A 16,848-nucleotide genomic window follows, 5' to 3' on the forward strand; every position below is an offset into this window, starting at 1 on the left:
CTTTCAGGTCTGTCGGTCGACGCGCAAGGCCAGCACGACCGAACTGTTGGTGCGCAGCACGCCGTCGATCTCGCCGATCTCGTCGAGCAGCACGTCGAGCCGGGCCGTAGTGTCGGCGCGCAGCAGCGCCATGTAGTCGAACTCACCACTGACGGAGGAGAGCTGGCGCAGCTCGGGCAGTTCTGCTAGCCGCTTGACCACCTCGCGCCCGGCCTTGGGGCTGACGGTGATGCCGACAAAGGCCTGCACGCTGCGGCCCGCTTCGTCCCCGCCCAGCCGTGCGGTGTAGCCCACGATGCGCCCACTGGCCTCCAGCCGCGCCAGCCGCGCGACGACGGTGGTGCGCGCCACGCCCAACTTGCGCGCCAGCGTGGCCGTGCTTTCGCGCGCGTTGGCCTGCAGCAGCAGGATCAGGCGGCGGTCCAGGTCGTCGGGCGATGGGCTGGGGTTTACCCGTGATTCATTCATATCGACGAATCATCGCGACGATTCGTCGAAACAGCAATCGCTTTCGTCGATGTATCGCTTTCTTTCGTCACCGGCCCTGCCTAGAGTGCCGGCCAACGACAACCCTCTCGACGGAGCACCCCATGAAGATCGCCCTGCTCGGCGCCGGCCACATCGGCCAGACCATCGCCCGCCTGCTGCACGCCACCGGCGACTACCAAGTGACGGTGCTGGACAAGAACGCCGCCTATCTGAAGACGCTGGCCGCCGAGGGCATAGACACGGCCGAGGTCGACAGCGACAACCGTGGCGCGCTCGCGGCCCAGCTGCGCGGCAAGGACGCCGTCGTCAACGCGCTGCCCTACCACCTGGCCATCACTGCCGCCGAGCTGGCGCTGGAGTGCGGCTGCCACTACTTCGACCTGACCGAGGACGTGGCCGCCACCAAGGCCATCAAGGAGATGGCCAAGGGCGCCAAGACCGCCTTCATGCCGCAGTGCGGCCTGGCGCCGGGCTTCATCGGCATCGTCGCCCATCACCTGGCCAGCGGCTTCGATGCGGTGCGCGACGTGCAGATGCGCGTCGGCGCGCTGCCGGCCTTCCCGACCAATGCGCTGAAGTACAACCTGACCTGGTCGGTCGACGGCCTCATCAACGAGTACTGCCACCCCTGCGAGGCCATCCACGAGGGCGAGACCATCGCCGCGCTGCCGCTGGAGGGCCTGGAGCATTTCAGCCTGGACGGCACCGAGTACGAGGCCTTCAACACCTCCGGCGGCCTGGGCACGCTGTGCGAGACCTGGGCGGGCAAGGTGCGCAACCTGGACTACAAGACCGTGCGCTACCCGGGCCACCGCGACCTCATGCAGTTCCTGCTGGGCGACCTGGGCCTGAAGAGCGACCAGGGCAACCTGAAGGACATCATGCGCAAGAGCATGCCGGCGACGATGCAGGACGTGGTGCTGGTGTTCGTCACCGTGTCCGGCATGAAGAACGGCGTGCTGCTGCAGGAGGTGTTCGCGCGCAAGATCTTCGCCACGCGCGACGGCGCCCAGCCCTTGAGCGCGATCCAGATCACGACGGCCGCCGGCATCTGCGCCGCGGTGGACCTGTTCCGCGAAGGCAAGCTGCCGCAGCAGGGCTTCGTGCGCCAGGAAGAGGTGGCGCTGCCCGACTTCCTGGCCAACCGCTTCGGCTCGGCGTACCAGCAATCCCGCCAGGTGGAGTCGATTTCCTAAGATGCCCGCCATGAAGCAACAGACCCTTTCCGTTCTGGACGCGCTCGGCGTCCACCTGCCGCCGGCCGGCGACCTGACCGTGCGCTCGCCGATCGACGGCAGCGTGCTGGCGCAACTGCCCACCGCCAGCGCGGCCGACATGCAGGCCGCCGTCGGTCGCGCGCACGAAGCCTTCAAGGCCTGGCGCGTCGTGCCGGCGCCCAAGCGCGGCGAACTCGTGCGCCTGTTCGGCGAAGAGCTGCGCGCGCACAAGACGCAATTGGCGCAGCTGGTGTCCATCGAAGCCGGCAAGGTGACGAGCGAAGGCCTGGGCGAAGTCCAGGAAATGATCGACATCTGCGAGTTCGCCGTGGGCCTGTCGCGCCAGCTGCATGGCCTGACCATCGCCAGCGAGCGCCCCGGTCACCGCATGATGGAACAGTGGCTGCCGCTGGGCGTCGTGGGCATCATCTCGGCGTTCAACTTCCCCGTCGCCGTGTGGGCCTGGAACTCGGCGCTGGCGCTGGTGGCCGGTGACACCTGCGTGTGGAAGCCGAGCGAGAAGACGCCGCTGACCGCGCTGGCCACGCAAGCACTGTTCGAGCGGGCCGTGAAGGCCTACCGCGCCGCCGGCCACACGGCACCTGACGGCCTGTCCGAGCTGATCATCGGGCGCGCCGATGTGGGCGAGGCGATGGTGGACGACGCGCGCGTGGCGCTGGTCAGCGCGACCGGCTCCACCCGCATGGGCCGCGCCGTGGGCCCGCGCGTCGCCGCGCGCTTCGGCCGTTGCCTGCTGGAGCTGGGCGGCAACAACGCCATCATCGTCACGCCCAGTGCCGACCTTGAGTTGGCCGTGCGCGGCATCCTGTTCGGCGCCTACGGCACGGCAGGCCAGCGCTGCACGACGACCCGCCGCGTCATCGCGCACGAGAGCATCCACGACGCACTCGTCGAGCGCCTGGACCGCGCGCGCGCGCAGCTGCCCATCGGCTCGCCGGTGGAGCCCGGCACCTTGATCGGCCCGCTGATCGACGCGCAGGCCTTCGACGCGATGCAGTTCGCGCTGAGCGCCGCGCGCGAGCAGGGCGGCTTGGTGTCTGGCGGCGAGCGTGCGCTGACCGACCGCTTCCCCGAGGCCTACTACGCCGTGCCGGCGCTGGTGCGCATGCCGTCGCAGACCGAGGTCGTGTGCCACGAGACCTTCGCGCCCATCCTCTACACGCTGAAGTACCGGACGCTGGAAGAGGCGATCGAGTTGCAGAACGGCGTGCCGCAAGGCCTGTCGTCGGCCATCTTCACGACCGACCTGCGCGAGGCCGAGCGCTTCATGAGCGCGGCCGGCAGCGACTGCGGCATCGCCAACGTCAACATCGGCACGTCGGGCGCGGAGATCGGCGGCGCGTTCGGCGGCGAGAAGGAAACGGGCGGTGGCCGCGAGAGCGGCTCGGACGCATGGAAGGCCTACATGCGCCGCACCACCAACACCGTGAACTACTCGAGCGAGCTGCCGCTGGCCCAGGGTGTCAAGTTCGACATCTGAGTCGGCGCGGTCGAAAAGGGCTGCTATAGTGCGCGGCTCCTGAAAGCCCAGGTGGCGGAATTGGTAGACGCACTAGTTTCAGGTACTAGCGGGTAACTCCGTGGAGGTTCGAGTCCTCTCCTGGGCACCAAACCAAAAAAACAAAAGGCCAGCGCGAAAGTGCTGGCCTTTTGCCTTTTGGGTGCCCGGGAGAGGACTCGAAGGGCACGTCGTCGAGGCGGCGCGCACGCGCGACGCCGGCTGCCGGGGTCGCGGGACGTGATCGAGTCCCCGCTGATGCGCCCTCAATGGGCGCTTTAGCGGGTGGTGGCGGAAACCGAGCCCCCAGCGGCGGCGCCAAACCACCGCTCCTCAAACTCGCCCGCTGGAATCCCCTTCCCAAACCACCACCCCTGTCCCCAGTCGCAGCCCATGTCTCTGAGCATGTGAGCCTGCGCCTCGGTCTCCACCCCCTCCGCCACGACCTCCATCCCCAGCTCGTGCGCCATCGTCACGATGGCCCGGCACAGCGCCAGCGCCTTGCCGCCACCCTCCAGTCCGGCGACGAAGCTGCGGTCGATCTTCACCGTGTCGATCTCGTGGTGCTGCAGGTAGCTCAGCGAGGAATACCCCGTGCCGAAGTCGTCCAGCGAGACGGTCAGCCCCGCCTCGCGCAGGGCCCGCAGCCGCTCGGCCACCGCCTCGTCGCGCTCCAGCAGCAATCCTTCGGTGATCTCGACGGCCAGCGCGTCCCCCGCGAGGCCCATGCCGCGCAGGTGCGTCGCCCAGTCCGGCTGCACGCGATGGCTGCGCTCGCCCAGGAACTGCACGGGTGACTTGTTGATGCTGATCTGGAAGCCCGCATGCCCGGCCGCGCGCCAGGCCTGCACCTGGTTTGCAGCCTCGCGGAAGACCCAGTCGCCGATGTCGACGATGAGGCCGCTGGTCTCGGCGATGGGGATGAACTGCGCCGGGCTGACGTCGCCGAGCTGCGGGTGCTTCCAGCGCAGCAGGGCCTCGGCCTTGCGCGGCGGCGCTGCGGGGTCGCGCAGCGACAGGATGGGCTGGTAGACCAGGCTGAACTGCGAGAGCCGCAAGGCCTCGCGCAATTCGGTGGCCAGGCGGGCGCGGCGCTGGGCGGCGTCGTGCAGCGCCGGCGTGAACAGCGCCATGCGGTTGCGGCCGGCACCCTTGGCCTCGTAGAGCGCCAGGTCGGCATGCTTGAACAAGGCCTCGATCTCGCTGCCGTCCCCAGGCGCCAGGCTGACGCCGATGCTGGCCGACACATAGACCCGCTCGCCCGCCACCTCGAACGCCTCGGACAGCGCCTCTAGCAGTTCGTGGCCGATGCGCCGGGCGGCGCCGGCCGCATCGGCGTCGGCCAGCAGCACGGTGAACTCATCTCCGCCCATGCGCGCAACGATGCCACCGGCCGGCATGCAGCCCTGCAGCCGCCCGGCCACCTGCACGAGCAGCGCATCGCCGACGTCGTGGCCCAGCGAGTCGTTGACCTCCTTGAAGTGGTCGAGGTCGACGAACATGACCGCCAGCTCGCCGCCGCGCTGAGCCCGCTGCGCCAGTGCGCGCTCGATGCGCTCGCGCAGCGAGCGGCGGTTGGGCAGGCCGGTCAGCGTGTCGACGCGGGCCTGCTGCCAGACCAGCGCCTCCTGCCGCTTGCGGTCGGTGATGTCGGTGTGCGTGCCGACCATGCGCAGCGGCTTGCCCTGCGCATCGCGCGCGATGACCATGCCGCGGCTGAGGATCCATTTCCAGCTGCCGTCCTTGGCCAGCACGCGGTGCTCGTTGCGGTAGATGGGTGTGCGGCCGGCGAAATGGTCCTCGCGGTCCTGCGTCATCTGCGCCACGTCGTCGGGGTGGGTGCGCGCATCGAAGGCCTCGGGCGTCGCCTCCACGTCGCCGGGCTCGAAGCCGTAGAGGTTCAGATAGCGCGCCGAGAAATACTCGACGCCGGTCTGCACATGCCAGTCCCAGACACCGTCGCCGCTGCATTCCAGCGCCAGCTTCCAGATGGCGTCTGTCTCCTGCAGGCGGCGTTCGGCCGCGCGCCGCGCCGCGATGTCGATGTGCGCGCCCAGCCACAGCGGCGAATCCGGCAGGCGCTGCGCCTGCGACAGCATCCAGGCATTGCCGAGGCGGTACTCCATCTCGAAGCGCCCCGTCGCCTGCGCCGCCGCCCAGCGCTCCGCGAAGACGGCGCGGTCATCCTCATGCAGCCAGTGCGCCAGCGGCGTCGGCAGCGCCGGGCGGTTCAGCGCCTGGGCGAGGCGGGCGTTCATCCACAGCAGCCGGCCTTGGCCGTCGGCTTTCCAGACCTGCTGGGGCAGGGCGTCGAGCAGGGACGATAGGTGCGCGTGAGCTGACATCGGCGATGGATACGGGCTTTGCGGGACTGTATGCCGCCGCGATGGGCCACAATCGCGCCCGCCCGAGCCGTTCGGGCGCGTTTTGGACGAGAACTCCCGCATGAACAAGACCGATCTGATCGAACACCTGGCCGCCAAGCACGAGCTGAGCAAGGCCGAAGCCGGCCGCATCCTCGAGACCCTGCTCGACGCCGTGGTCACCACCGTCAAAAAGGGTGGTGCCGTGTCGATCCCCGGCTTCGGCTCCTTCAAGCAGCACGCCCGTGCCGCCCGCAACGGCGTGAACCCCAGCACCGGCGCGAAGATCAAGATCGCTGCCGCCAAGCTGCCCAAGTTCACCGCCGGCGCTGGCTTCAAGGCCGCCGTCGACCCCAAGGCTGCCGCCAAGAAGGCCGCTGCCAAGCCCGCAGCCAAGCCGGCTGCCAAGGCCAAGAAGAAGTAAGGCGGACCCGCCGCATGGAGCGCCTATCGGACGGTTTCCGGGCCGAGCGCCGGGCCGCTCCCAAGCCGGCCCGCCATGGCGATGTGCATGCGGCTCGATGCCGCATGCATCGCCTTTCCCTCGGCGGACCGGTATTCCGTAGGCGAGGGGCCTCATGACTCCCCGTGGCAGCAGCCCGACCATCGTCGATGTTGCCCGCGAGGCGGGCGTTTCGATCAAGACGGTCTCACGCGTGCTCAATCATGAGCCCGGCGTTCATGAGACCACCCGCGGCCAGGTGCTCAAGGTGGTGGAGGCGCTGCGCTACCGGCCCAAGCAGTCGGCGCGCAGCCTCGCAGGCGGGCGCTCCTTCCTGATCGGCCTGCTCTATTACGACCCCAGCGCGTTCTTCGTCGGCAGCGTGCAGCAGGGCGCGACGCTGCGCTGCCGCGAGCTGGGCTATCACCTCGTCGTCGAGTCCCTGCACAACGACGCCCCCGACCTGCGCCAGCAGATCGACCGCATGGTGCTGGCACTGCGGCCCGACGGCATGATCCTGACGCCGCCGCTGTGCGACAACCCCGAGGTGCTCGTCGCGCTGCGCGAGAGCGGCACGCCTTGCGTGCTGATGTCCCCGGAGCGCGACATTCCAGGCGTGCCCTCGGTGCGCATGGACGACGTGCATGCGGCCGAGGAGATCACCAACCTGCTGCTCAGCCTCGGCCATCGCCACATCGCCTTCATCAAGGGTCCGGCCGACCAGTCGGCCAGCGCGGCGCGCTACCAGGGCTTCGTCAATGCGCTGCGCGCGCATGACATCGCGCCGGACCCCGAACTGATCCAGCCCGGCTCCTTCACGTTTGCCAGCGGGCGCGACGCGGCCCACCAGCTGCTCAGCCGCCGCCAGCGGCCGACGGCCGTCTTCGCCAGCAATGACGACATGGCGCTCGGCGTGCTCGCTGCGGCGCAACGGCTGGGCCTGAGCGTGCCGGGCGAGCTGTCGGTCGCCGGTTTCGACGATTCGCCCACCGCGGCCCTGGTGTGGCCGCCGCTCACCACCGTGCGCCAGCCGGTGGCCGAGATGGCGCGCGTGGCCGTCGAGATGCTGGTGTCCGTGCAGCGCCCCGACATGGCGACGCCGCCGGACGAGGCCGATCTGCACAAGGTGCTGCCCCACGAACTGGTGGTGCGCGATTCGACCCGCGCCCGCTAGCCGCGCGCAGGGGCGGCAACCCGGCTGCCAGAGGCTGCGACTTTGCCGCGGAGCATGCATTCCTCCGCGTTTGCCCCGAGAACCGGTTGGAATTTCGGTCACGATCAGGCGCTAAGCTCCGACTTGCATGGCGCAAGGGGGTTTTGCCCCTACATCTGCGGATGCAAATCGGCCAATTTGACGTATAGCAGCAGCCGGCTTGAGTTTCTCGGCAGTGGTGGCGAGGCTTTGCCGAGCGGAGGGCGCCCGTGCTCACGGGTTCGAGTGAATGCAGGATAGATCAAACGATCCGCTGATCGATGTCAGCCAGTTGACGGTCGGGATGTTCATTCATCTCGACCTCGGCTGGATGTCGCATCCGTTTCCGTTGTCGAGCTTCAAGATCGCCTCCAGCGACCAGTTGTTGATCCTGCGCCGCCTGGGCCTGACGCAAGTGCGCTGGAGCCCCGCCAAGAGCGACGTGCCCCTGCAGCCGCCGGCCGAGCAGGCCGCCGCCGTCCAGCCCGGCGCCGAAGCCTTGCCCCCCGCCCCGGCCGAGCCCAGCCCCGAAGACATCGCCCGCGAGGCGCATCGCCGCGCGCTGGCAGCCCAGCGTGAGGCCATGCGCCTGTGCGAAGCGCAGTACGGCGAGGCGGCGCAAGGCTTCCGCGCCGTGATGGACCTCGTGCAGCCCGACCCCAACCAGGCCCGCGCCAACGCAGAGCGGCTGACCGCCGCGCTGCTCGACAAGATGCTGGTCGAGGGTGACCTCAACATGCGGTTGCTCAACGAAGCCGCCGGCGACCGCAGCACGGCCCACGCGCTCAACGTCTGCATCATTGCGCTGCTGCTGGGCCGCGCCTTCGGCCTGGGGCGCGACGAGATGATGGATCTGGGTGTCGGCTCGCTGCTGCACGACGTCGGCAAGCTCGAGATCGCCGCCCGGCTGCGCCACCGTGACGAGAGCTTCACCACCGCCGAGAACCAGGCCTACCAGCAGCATGTGGTCAAGGGCGTGGCCATCGCCCAGGCCATGGGCATGCCGCCCGGGCCGCTGCTCATCATTGCGCAGCATCACGAGCATGCCGACGGCAGCGGCTTCCCGCAGCGCATCAACATGGACCGCATGAGCACCGGCGCGCGCATCGTCGCGCTGGTCAACCGCTTCGACGGGCTGTGCAACCCGCTGCTGCCGTCCAAGGCGATGACGCCGCACGAGGCGCTGTCGCTGATGTTCGCCCAAGGCCGCAACCGGTTCGACGCCACCATGCTGAACGCCTTCATCCGCATGATGGGCGTCTACCCGCCGGGCTCCACGGTGCAACTGACCGACGACCGCTATGCCCTGGTCGTGTCGGTCAATTCGGCACGGCCGCTGAAGCCCCGCGTCATGGTGCACGACCCCAAGGTGCCCAAGGACGAGGCGCTGATCCTGAACCTGGAAGAGATGCCCGACCTCGGCATCCGCCGCAGCCTCAAACCGCAATTCCTGCCGCGGGCCTCACTGGAGTACCTGAGCCCGCGGGCGCGCATCGCCTATTTCTTCGATGCGGCGAGCACCGGGCCAGGGGAGCTGGCGGCGTGAATGCAAGCCGCGAGGCGAACCCGACCCTGCCTCGCGTCCACGAGGCGCCACACGTGATCGGCGCTTTGCTCGAAGGCCTGCCCGAACCCGCCTGGCTGGTCGACGGCGAGAGCCTCACGGTCAGCGCCGTCAACCGCGCCGCGCTGCGCTTGCTGGGCCTCAAGCCGGAGCGGGCGCTGGGCCAGCCGCCGGCATCGCTGTGCGGTTCGTTGGAAGACGAAGCCTTCTGGCAGGGCGCTGCCCGCGACCCCTTTGCGCGCATCCGCTCCGACACCGTGCTAACCCACAGCGACGGCCAGCCGCGCTGGGTCAGCCGTTCGATCAGCCCCGTTCACACGCCCGACGGTGGCCGCTACTGGCTGGTGCTGCTGCACGACCAGACCCGCCGCCGCCGCGCCGAAGCGGAGCGCGAGACGCTGCTGGCGGAACTGCGCGCGACGCTGGAATCCACCGCCGACGGCATCCTCGTCGTCGACCTCGCTGGCCGGGTGCGCAGCTTCAACCGCCGCTTCGCCAAGCTTTGGGGCCTGCCCGGCGGCCTGCTGCACGAGCCGGGCGATGCCGGCCTGTGGCTGAGCCTGCAGCGCGTCATGCGCGACGGCGAACAGTACCGGCTGCGCATCGAGGCGCTGCTGGACGCGCCGCTGATGCGCTCCAGCGACATGCTGCGCCTGGCCGACGGCCGGGTGCTGGAGCAGGTCTCGCTGCCGCAGATGAGCCGGGGCGAGCCGATCGGGCGGGTCTTTTCATTCCGCGACCTGAGCGAGAAGCTGGCCGCGCACCAGCGCATCGAGGAACTGGGCCGCTCCGACGCGCTGACCGGCGCACCCAACCGCCGCGCGCTCGCCGACCGCATCGTGCAGCTGATGTCGGCCGTCGCCACCGGTGAGCCGCTACCCTCATTTGCGCTGCTGCACCTGGACCTGGACCGCTTCAAGCAGATCAACGACACGCTGGGCCACAGCTACGGGGACCGCGTGCTGCGCGAAATCGTCGAGCGGCTGCGCGGCGCGGTGGGCGCCAACGACACGCTCGCACGGCTGGGCGGCGACGAGTTCGCGCTGCTCATCGACGGTGCGCAGATGTTCGAGGCCGAGGCTGCCGCGCGCCGCGTGCAGCAGCTGCTGGCCCAGCCGTTCACCTTCGACACGCTGAGCTTCACCGTCACGGCCAGCTGCGGCATCGCCCTGTTTCCCGGCGACGGCGGCTCGCCCGACGACCTGATGGCCAGCGCCGAGCGCGCGATGCACTGGGTCAAGGAGAGCGGACGCGCGGGCTTCCGCTTTCACGTGCCGCGCAAGGAGGTCGACCTGCTGTCGCGCATGCGCCTGGACCACGACATGCGCCAGGCGCTGGCGGAGGGGCGCTTCCGGCTGCACTACCAGCCGCAGGTCGAGCTGGGCAGCGACCGCGTCATCGGCGCCGAGGCGCTGATCCGCTGGCGCGACCCGCAGCGCGGCGACATCTCGCCGGCCGAGTTCATCCCGCTGGCGGAGGAGAGCGGCTTCGTCGTCGCCATCGGCGACTGGGTGCTGCGCGAGGCGGTCGAGCAGGCCGCCTACTGGCTGGGCCGCGGGCTGCGCATGCCGGTGGCCGTCAACGTGTCGGCGCTGCAGTTCCAGCAGGCACGCTTCGTCGAAAACGTTGCCGCCGCGCTGCGCGACGCGGCCTTGCCTGCCAGCATGCTGGAACTCGAACTTACCGAAGGCGTGCTGATCGGCGACGCCGACGAGGGCCTCAAGCGCATGCAGGCGTTGGCGGCGCTGGGCGTCACGCTGTCCATCGACGACTTCGGCACCGGCTATTCCTCGCTCGCCTATCTCAAGCGCTTCCCCATCCAGCGGCTGAAGATCGACCGCAGCTTCGTCAAGGGGCTGCCCAACGACGCCAGCGACTGCGGCATCGCCAATGCCATCGTGCAGATGGGTCGCGCGCTGGGCCTGCAGGTCATCGCCGAAGGCGTCGAGACCGAGGCGCAGCGCGACTTCCTGGCCCAGGCCGGCTGCCATGAATTCCAGGGCTATCTGTATGCGCCCGCGCTGCGGCCCGAGGAATTCGAGCAACGCGTGCGGCCGCGCCGTCATGTCGTCGACACCGCTGTCTCGGGCTGGCTGGGCCTGGCGGGCAACGGCTGAACATTTCCGGCCGCACGGGCGGAGAATGCCGCCATGCTCTACCGCTTCAAATCCAAGGCTGGTGCCGACGTCGTCATGTTGGGTGAGTCCGGCGATGCCGTGCTGCGCTTGATGGGCCGCGAGCCCGCCCCCCAAGGCATCCTCGAATCGGCGGCATTGCCGGGCCTGATCCAGGCGCTGGAGGCCGGCGTCGCCGCCGACGATGCGCAGTTCCAGCGTGCCGTCGACGACGCCAAGGCCGCCGGCGAGCCGGTGCCGCGCCGCCAGGGCGTCTCGCTGCGCCAGCGCGCCTGGCCGCTGCACGAGCTGATGCAGCGCAGCCAGCGCGAGGGTGCCGACGTCGTCTGGGGGGTGTAGTGCTGGAACAAGCCACGCGCCTGGTCCTGATCCGCCATGGCGAGACCGCCTGGAACCGCGCGACGCGCATCCAGGGTCATACCGACATCCCGCTGAGCCCGCTGGGCCTGGCCCAGGCCGAGCGCCTGGCCGAAGCGTTGGCCGACGAGCCGCTTGCCGCCATCTATGCCAGCGACCTCAGCCGCGCCCGGCAGACCGCCGACGCGCTGGCGCGCGTGCACGAACTGCCGGTCCGGCTCGACGCCGGCTTGCGCGAGCGGGCGTTCGGCCGCTTCGAAGGCCTGAGCTGGGACGAGATTGCCCAAGACTTTCCCGAGGATGCCGCCCGTTGGCGGCGCCGCGAGCCCGACTTTGCCGTCGGTGGCGGCGAGAGCCTGAACAGCTTCAGCGCCCGCTGCCTGGACGCCGCGCGCCGCGCTGCCGCCGCGCATCCGGGCGCCAGCATCGCGCTGGTCGCCCATGGTGGCGTGCTGGACTGCCTCTACCGCGCCGCCACACGGGTGGCGTTGGCGGCGCCGCGCAGCTGGCAGCTTGGCAACGCCACCATCAACCGCCTGCTGGCCACCACCGAAGGCTTCACGCTGGTCGGCTGGAACGACGACCGCCACCTGGCCGGGCTGACCGCCGACGACGTGGCCGCCTGAATCGGGGTTTCTAGGGCTAGCCCCAGTTTCCAAGGCCCCTAGCCCTACTGTTGCATCCACGCGTCGCTTGCGTCGGTTGTGACAAAACCCGCTCCTATACTCGCCGCCACTTGTCCTTCAAGGCCGGGCAGTCAACCCAGCCGTCACCTCTCTGTAAAGGCAAACGATGAAGAAAATTGCACTCGTCGCCGCGCTGGCTGCTGTCGCAGCCCCGGCTTTCGCACAAAGCTCCGTCACCCTGTGGGGCCGCATCAACACCACCGTGGAGAGCCAGAAGGTCGGCTCGCAAGACCGCAAGGTCGTGGTGCAGAACAACTCGTCGCGCCTGGGTTTCAAGGGCACGGAAGATCTGGGCGGTGGCCTGAAGGCGTCGTTCTCCCTGGAGCATGGCCTGAACAGCGACACCGGCGTTGCGACCGGCGGCACCCAGTTCTGGAACCGCGCTTCGTGGGTCCAGCTGGAAGGCGCCTTCGGTGGCGTGCGTCTGGGCAAGTGGTTCCCGGGCTCGTACTTCGCGACGGCTGACTACGTGAGCATGCACAACCATGACACGGGCACGTCTGCCGACAACCTGTACGGCACCCGCTTCACGACCAACAACAAGGTCTCGTACTTCACGCCCAACGTTGCCGGCTTCTCGGCTGAACTGGGCGCTGCTGCCGGTGAAGGCGCTGGCCCGCGTGCTTTCGACGTGGCCGTGAACTACGACATGGGTCCCCTGCACGCCGGTTTGGGCTACGAGAAGGTTGGCAACTACAAACAGATGGCCGTCCGCGGCCTGTATGAGCTGGGCGCCTTCACCTTTGGTGGCTACTACCAGCGCGAAGAAATCAGCGGCTTCAAGAACCGTGACGTGGGCCGTCTGGCTGCCATGTACACCGTCGGCCAGTCGGAATTCCACCTGAACGTCGGTGGCTCCAAGGCAGGTGGTGACGGCGCCTTCCGCTTCGGCGGCGCCAAGCAGTACACGGCGGGCTACAACTACAACCTGAGCAAGCGCACCAAGGTCTATGGCTTCTACACCAAGACCGACTACAACAGCACTGGCCAGCTGGACTTCAACTCCCTGGCGGTGGGCGTTCGCCACAACTTCTGATCTTCGGGTCGGTAACGGAAAAGCGCCCCTCGGGGCGCTTTTTTATTGGAACGGCGCCGTCTGGCGCCGTTTCTCATGGCCGGCTCATTCCGCGAACAGGTCGGATGAGCCCCTGCTGCCGGGCGGTGCCAAGCCAAGGTGGCGGTAAGCAGCCACCGTCGCGATGCGCCCGCGCGGCGTGCGCTGCAGGAAGCCTTGCTGGATCAGGTAGGGCTCGATGACGTCCTCGATGGTGCCGGCTTCTTCGCCGATCGCCGCGGCCACGTTCTCCAGCCCGACCGGGCCGCCGTCGAAGCGGTGCACGACAGCCTCCAGCAGCTTGCGGTCCATCAGGTCGAAGCCTTGCGGGTCGACGTCCAGCATGGCCAGCGCCTTGTCGGCGATGCCGGCGACGATGCGTCCGTCGGCCTTGACCTCGGCGTAGTCGCGCACGCGGCGCAGCAGGCGGTTGGCGATGCGCGGCGTGCCGCGCGACCGGCGGGCGATCTCCAGCGCGCCGTCGGCGTCAATGGGCGCGCCCAGCAGGCCGGCCGAGCGCGTCACGATGCGCTGCAACTCGGCCGGCGTGTAGAACTCCAGCCGCGCGACGATGCCGAAGCGGTCGCGCAGCGGGTTGGTCAGCATGCCGGCGCGTGTCGTCGCACCGACCAGCGTGAAGGGCTGCAGGTCCAGCTTGATCGAACGCGCCGCCGGGCCTTCGCCGATCATGATGTCGATCTGATAATCCTCCAGCGCGGGGTAGAGGATTTCCTCGACCACCGGGCTCAGGCGGTGGATCTCGTCGATGAAGAGGACGTCGTTCTTCTCGAGGTTGGTCAGGATTGCGGCCAGGTCCTTGGGCTTCTCCAGCACCGGCCCGGAGGTCTGGCGCAAGTTGACGCCGAGTTCGGCCGCAATGATGTGGGACAGCGTCGTCTTGCCCAGGCCCGGCGGGCCGAACAGCAACACGTGGTCCAGCGCCTCGCGGCGCTTCTTGGCAGCGCCGATGAAGATCTCCAGCTGTTCGCGCGCCTTGGCCTGGCCGACATAGTCGTCCAGATGCTTGGGCCGCAGCGCGCGTTCCATCGCCTCTTCGCGGGGGGACTCGGGCGCGGCGCTGATCAGCCGCGGCGTAGGGGCGAAGTCGTCGGTCTGGATACTCATGAGAGCTTCTTCAGTGCCAGCTTGATGCCATCGCTGACGCCGACATCAGGCGGCAATACCTTCAACGCCGCAGCGGCATCCTTCTCGCTGTAGCCCAACGCGACCAGGGCCTGCAGGATGTCCGCCTGCGCATCGTTCGTGACAGCGGCCGGCAGGGCGAGGTCTGCGCCGAGCTTGCCTTTGAGCTCCAGCAGCAGCCGCTCGGCCGTCTTCTTGCCGATACCCGGCACCTTGGTCAGCCGGCCGGTTTCCTGCAGCGACACGGCCTGGGCCAGTTCGGGCACCGACAGGCCGGACAGCAGGCCCAGCGCCATCTTCGGCCCGACGCCGCTGATCTTGATGAGCATGCGGAAGGTGGCGCGTTCCTCGTGCGTGAGGAAGCCGAAAAGCTGGTGCGCATCCTCGCGCACGGTCAGGTGGGTCAGCAGCACGGCCCGCTCGCCGAGGCCACCGAGGTTGAAGAAGGTGCTCATCGGCACGTCCACTTCGTAGCCCACGCCCGCCACGTCGATGACGACCTGCGGGGGCGATTTCTCGGCGATGACGCCAGTCAGTCTTCCAATCATTGACCCATTATCTGGGCCTGATGGCGATCAGTTGCGGCCGAACAACCCGAGGCGCTGTGCTTCGAGCGCCGCCTCGGCGCGCGAACTCACATTGAGCTTGCGGTAGATCTGCTTCACATAGTCCGCGATCGTGTGGCGGCTCAATCCCAGTTGCACGCCGATCTCCGGCAGCGTGTAGCCCTTGGCCACGCGCAGCAGCACTTCGGTCTCCCGATCGGTCAGCGACACCTCGTGCAACAGCGGCGAGGTCGGCTTCTTCACTTGCGCGGCGAAGTAGGCGATGACCTTGCGTGCAATCGAAGGTGACAGCGGCGGCTCGCCCTGGCTCATGCGTTGCAGCTGCTCGACCAGCAATTCGCGCGACTGCTCCTTCAGCAGATAGCCGAAGGCGCCAGCCTGCAGCGCGGGGAACAGGTGCTCGTCGTCGTCGTGGATGGTGACGATGACCGACTGCACCTCCGGCTGCTTCTCGCGCAGGGCGGCGATCACCTCGACGCCGGAGCCGTCGGGCAAGCCCAGGTCCAGCAGCGCCAGCGTGAAGCGCTGGCCGTTGACCAGGGACAGCGCGTCCTGCACCCGCGAGCACTCGGTGATCTGGGCGTTGGCGAACACCTGCTTGACCAGCGCCTTCAGCCAGGCGCGGATCTCGGGAATGTCTTCGAGCAGCAGGATGTGGTTCATGGGGGCCTCGGAATCAGAGCGAAATCACAGCGGAATGGTCAGCCGGATAACGGTACCCCAGCCCGGGCCGGATTCAACCAGGCACTGGCCATGCATTTGCTTGGCACGTGACTTCATGCTCGCCATGCCGTGACCTCTGTCCAGCCTGCCGTCCAGTTCGGACGGTATGCCCTGGCCGTTGTCCTGGATGGTCAGGATGAAGTCGCCATCCTGCACGGCGCTGGAAATGGTCGCATTCGTCGCGCCGCTGTGCTTGATGATGTTGCTCACCGACTCGCGCAGGATGCGCGTCGTCTGCACGTAGGAGCGGGCCTGGAAGGTGTGCTCGATGTCCTCTGCGGGCGACTTCCATTCCGCCAGGATGTTGGCCTGGCCCAGGCGCGACACGACCTCCGCGCGCCAGTCGCCCAGCGCGTCGATGAGGTGCACGGGCTTGCCGGTCAGGCCGCGCACCGACAGGCGCATCTCCTCCAGCGCCTCGCGCGCCAGCGTCGAGATGCGGTCGGACTCGCTGGTGTGCACGATGGTCAGCAGCTTGGCGCCGAGGTCGTCGTGCAGGTCGGCTGCGATGCGCTTGCGCTCGCGCTCCGTGACCTGTTCGAGCTTCTGCTCGGCCAACTGCGCATGGCTGCGCTCCACCTCGGCGATGCGTTCGGCCACACGCTGCTCGACCACCGCGGCGCGCCTCTCGGCGTCGACGCGCGCATGGGCAATGCTGTTCACGACCTGCAGCCCGAGGCCCAGCATCAGCACCGGCAGCGTCAGGCTCAGCCAGGGCGAGGCCGTCAGCCACAGCGACTCGCTGACGGCGGCCAGCCCCATCTCCGCCAACAGCGCCAGCATGGTCGGTACCAGCAATGTCGCCACCAGACCGTACTCGCGGGCATGGGCATCGTCGGGGGTGGCCTGCAGGCGCAACCGGCGCAGCCACAGCGCCCAGCCCATCGCGGCCACCAGCTCCAGGCTCAGCACCGCATGCCAGACCAGGCCGAGCATCCCGACCTGGCCGCCCGTCAGCAACAGGCTCGCGGGCACGATGAGGCATTGGATCAGCAGCGCATGGTCGATCCAGCTGCGCTTCCAGTTCATCTGCCGCAGCAGGTACTGCACGCCGCACAACACCAGCAGCGTCATCAGCAGTGGCCGCAAGCCGGCGGCGCCAGGCGCTGCGGCGGCGCGCAGCACGACCCAGCTCAGCATCATGCCGACCAGGAAGTTGGCTGGCCGCTCGCGATGGTGCAGGTTGGAGATCAGGCCGATGACGGTGGCCATCAGCGCCAGCATGGCGGCAACCCAGCCGTGCAACGTGGCGGCCCAGTACAGGCCGGCCTGGCTCTGGGCATGGGCGGCGGCGGGCCAGAGCAGCGCCAGGCCGGGCAGCAGGGCAAGGAGCGGGCGCCGGGCCGTCATGGCGCCTGGCGCAGTCGGGAAAGTCATGGGCGGGGATTGTGCGGGAGC

General features: G+C 68.7%; 15 protein-coding genes and 1 tRNA gene. 10 read left to right on the top strand and 6 right to left on the bottom strand.

Going from position 1 to position 16,848, the window contains the following annotated elements; translation table 11 throughout:
• Positions 1-3: 3 nt before the first annotated feature.
• Positions 4-468 (bottom strand): Lrp/AsnC family transcriptional regulator, encoded by a 465-nt coding sequence (locus ASD35_RS16275; protein ID WP_056876015.1) that lies wholly within the window; start codon positions 466-468, stop codon positions 4-6.
• A gap of 122 nt (positions 469-590) precedes the next feature.
• Here ASD35_RS16275 and ASD35_RS16280 point away from each other — a divergent pair, with 122 nt between their 5' ends.
• The 3 genes from ASD35_RS16280 to ASD35_RS16290 all read left to right on the top strand — a co-directional run bounded on the left by ASD35_RS16280 (position 591) and on the right by ASD35_RS16290 (position 3,337).
• Positions 591-1,685: a saccharopine dehydrogenase family protein gene (locus ASD35_RS16280; RefSeq protein ID WP_056876016.1), complete on the top strand. Its 1,095-nt coding sequence runs from the start codon at positions 591-593 to the stop codon at positions 1,683-1,685.
• 10 nt (positions 1,686-1,695) lie between these two features.
• Complete coding sequence (locus ASD35_RS16285; RefSeq protein WP_056876046.1) at positions 1,696-3,207, top strand: aldehyde dehydrogenase family protein; 1,512 nt, start codon at positions 1,696-1,698, stop codon at positions 3,205-3,207.
• A gap of 45 nt (positions 3,208-3,252) precedes the next feature.
• Positions 3,253-3,337: transfer RNA gene (locus ASD35_RS16290), tRNA-Leu, on the top strand.
• 166 nt (positions 3,338-3,503) lie between these two features.
• Here ASD35_RS16290 and ASD35_RS16295 read toward each other — a convergent pair.
• Positions 3,504-5,570, bottom strand: a complete 2,067-nt coding sequence (locus tag ASD35_RS16295; protein ID WP_056876017.1) for a bifunctional diguanylate cyclase/phosphodiesterase — start codon at positions 5,568-5,570, stop codon at positions 3,504-3,506.
• A 100-nt stretch (positions 5,571-5,670) separates the two neighbouring features.
• Between ASD35_RS16295 and ASD35_RS16300 the strand changes: the two genes are divergently transcribed.
• The 7 genes from ASD35_RS16300 to ASD35_RS16330 all read left to right on the top strand — a co-directional run bounded on the left by ASD35_RS16300 (position 5,671) and on the right by ASD35_RS16330 (position 13,000).
• Positions 5,671-6,012 (top strand): HU family DNA-binding protein, encoded by a 342-nt coding sequence (locus tag ASD35_RS16300; protein ID WP_056876047.1) that lies wholly within the window; start codon positions 5,671-5,673, stop codon positions 6,010-6,012.
• Between the two features lie 154 nt (positions 6,013-6,166).
• A complete protein-coding gene (locus tag ASD35_RS16305; protein WP_056876018.1) occupies positions 6,167-7,204 on the top strand; it encodes a LacI family DNA-binding transcriptional regulator in 1,038 nt (345 codons plus the stop codon).
• A gap of 268 nt (positions 7,205-7,472) precedes the next feature.
• A complete protein-coding gene (locus ASD35_RS16310) occupies positions 7,473-8,768 on the top strand; it encodes an HD-GYP domain-containing protein (protein WP_056876019.1) in 1,296 nt (431 codons plus the stop codon).
• Between the two features lie 53 nt (positions 8,769-8,821).
• The gene (locus ASD35_RS16315; protein WP_157275611.1) at positions 8,822-10,903 is read left to right on the top strand and encodes a bifunctional diguanylate cyclase/phosphodiesterase; all 2,082 of its coding nucleotides are present in this window, start codon (positions 8,822-8,824) and stop codon (positions 10,901-10,903) included.
• A 33-nt stretch (positions 10,904-10,936) separates the two neighbouring features.
• The gene (locus ASD35_RS16320) at positions 10,937-11,260 is read left to right on the top strand and encodes a DUF1840 domain-containing protein (protein ID WP_056876020.1); all 324 of its coding nucleotides are present in this window, start codon (positions 10,937-10,939) and stop codon (positions 11,258-11,260) included.
• A 2-nt stretch (positions 11,261-11,262) separates the two neighbouring features.
• Complete coding sequence (locus ASD35_RS16325; protein ID WP_056876048.1) at positions 11,263-11,904, top strand: histidine phosphatase family protein; 642 nt, start codon at positions 11,263-11,265, stop codon at positions 11,902-11,904.
• Positions 11,905-12,070: 166 nt separating this feature from the next.
• On the top strand, positions 12,071-13,000 hold the full coding sequence (locus ASD35_RS16330) for a porin (RefSeq protein ID WP_056876021.1): 930 nt from the start codon (positions 12,071-12,073) through the stop codon (positions 12,998-13,000).
• 84 nt (positions 13,001-13,084) lie between these two features.
• Here ASD35_RS16330 and ruvB read toward each other — a convergent pair whose 3' ends face one another.
• Genes ruvB through ASD35_RS16350 form a run of 4 tightly spaced genes read right to left on the bottom strand, consistent with a single transcriptional unit; the run spans position 13,085 to position 16,827 of the window.
• Positions 13,085-14,143, bottom strand: coding sequence for a Holliday junction branch migration DNA helicase RuvB (ruvB, locus tag ASD35_RS16335; RefSeq protein WP_056876022.1), 1,059 nt, complete (start codon positions 14,141-14,143; stop codon positions 13,085-13,087).
• Complete coding sequence (ruvA, locus tag ASD35_RS16340) at positions 14,140-14,709, bottom strand: Holliday junction branch migration protein RuvA (protein WP_056876023.1); 570 nt, start codon at positions 14,707-14,709, stop codon at positions 14,140-14,142. The genes ruvB and ruvA overlap by 4 nt, the downstream gene beginning before the upstream one ends.
• A gap of 27 nt (positions 14,710-14,736) precedes the next feature.
• The gene (locus tag ASD35_RS16345; protein ID WP_056876024.1) at positions 14,737-15,390 is read right to left on the bottom strand and encodes a response regulator transcription factor; all 654 of its coding nucleotides are present in this window, start codon (positions 15,388-15,390) and stop codon (positions 14,737-14,739) included.
• Between the two features lie 24 nt (positions 15,391-15,414).
• Positions 15,415-16,827, bottom strand: a complete 1,413-nt coding sequence (locus ASD35_RS16350; RefSeq protein WP_082580214.1) for an ATP-binding protein — start codon at positions 16,825-16,827, stop codon at positions 15,415-15,417.
• Between the last annotated feature and the right edge of the window lie 21 nt (positions 16,828-16,848).

It is taken from the genome of Pelomonas sp. Root1444, from assembly GCF_001426885.1.
Classification (GTDB): Bacteria; Pseudomonadota; Gammaproteobacteria; order Burkholderiales; family Burkholderiaceae_C; genus Pelomonas.

What these genes read in the sequence shown, in the direction of transcription:
- ASD35_RS16300 (WP_056876047.1), top strand. Translation starts at nt 5,671, where the DNA reads ATGAACAAGACCGATCTGATCGAACACCTGGCCGCCAAGCACGAGCTG.
- ASD35_RS16305 (WP_056876018.1), top strand. Translation starts at nt 6,167, where the DNA reads ATGACTCCCCGTGGCAGCAGCCCGACCATCGTCGATGTTGCCCGCGAG.
- ruvB (WP_056876022.1), bottom strand. Translation starts at nt 14,143, where the DNA reads ATGAGTATCCAGACCGACGACTTCGCCCCTACGCCGCGGCTGATCAGC.
- ruvA (WP_056876023.1), bottom strand. Translation starts at nt 14,709, where the DNA reads ATGATTGGAAGACTGACTGGCGTCATCGCCGAGAAATCGCCCCCGCAG.
- ASD35_RS16320 (WP_056876020.1), top strand. Translation starts at nt 10,937, where the DNA reads ATGCTCTACCGCTTCAAATCCAAGGCTGGTGCCGACGTCGTCATGTTG.
- ASD35_RS16275 (WP_056876015.1), bottom strand. Translation starts at nt 468, where the DNA reads ATGAATGAATCACGGGTAAACCCCAGCCCATCGCCCGACGACCTGGAC.
- ASD35_RS16280 (WP_056876016.1), top strand. Translation starts at nt 591, where the DNA reads ATGAAGATCGCCCTGCTCGGCGCCGGCCACATCGGCCAGACCATCGCC.
- ASD35_RS16345 (WP_056876024.1), bottom strand. Translation starts at nt 15,390, where the DNA reads ATGAACCACATCCTGCTGCTCGAAGACATTCCCGAGATCCGCGCCTGG.
- ASD35_RS16295 (WP_056876017.1), bottom strand. Translation starts at nt 5,570, where the DNA reads ATGTCAGCTCACGCGCACCTATCGTCCCTGCTCGACGCCCTGCCCCAG.
- ASD35_RS16310 (WP_056876019.1), top strand. Translation starts at nt 7,473, where the DNA reads ATGCAGGATAGATCAAACGATCCGCTGATCGATGTCAGCCAGTTGACG.
- ASD35_RS16285 (WP_056876046.1), top strand. Translation starts at nt 1,696, where the DNA reads ATGAAGCAACAGACCCTTTCCGTTCTGGACGCGCTCGGCGTCCACCTG.
- ASD35_RS16350 (WP_082580214.1), bottom strand. Translation starts at nt 16,827, where the DNA reads ATGACTTTCCCGACTGCGCCAGGCGCCATGACGGCCCGGCGCCCGCTC.
- ASD35_RS16330 (WP_056876021.1), top strand. Translation starts at nt 12,071, where the DNA reads ATGAAGAAAATTGCACTCGTCGCCGCGCTGGCTGCTGTCGCAGCCCCG.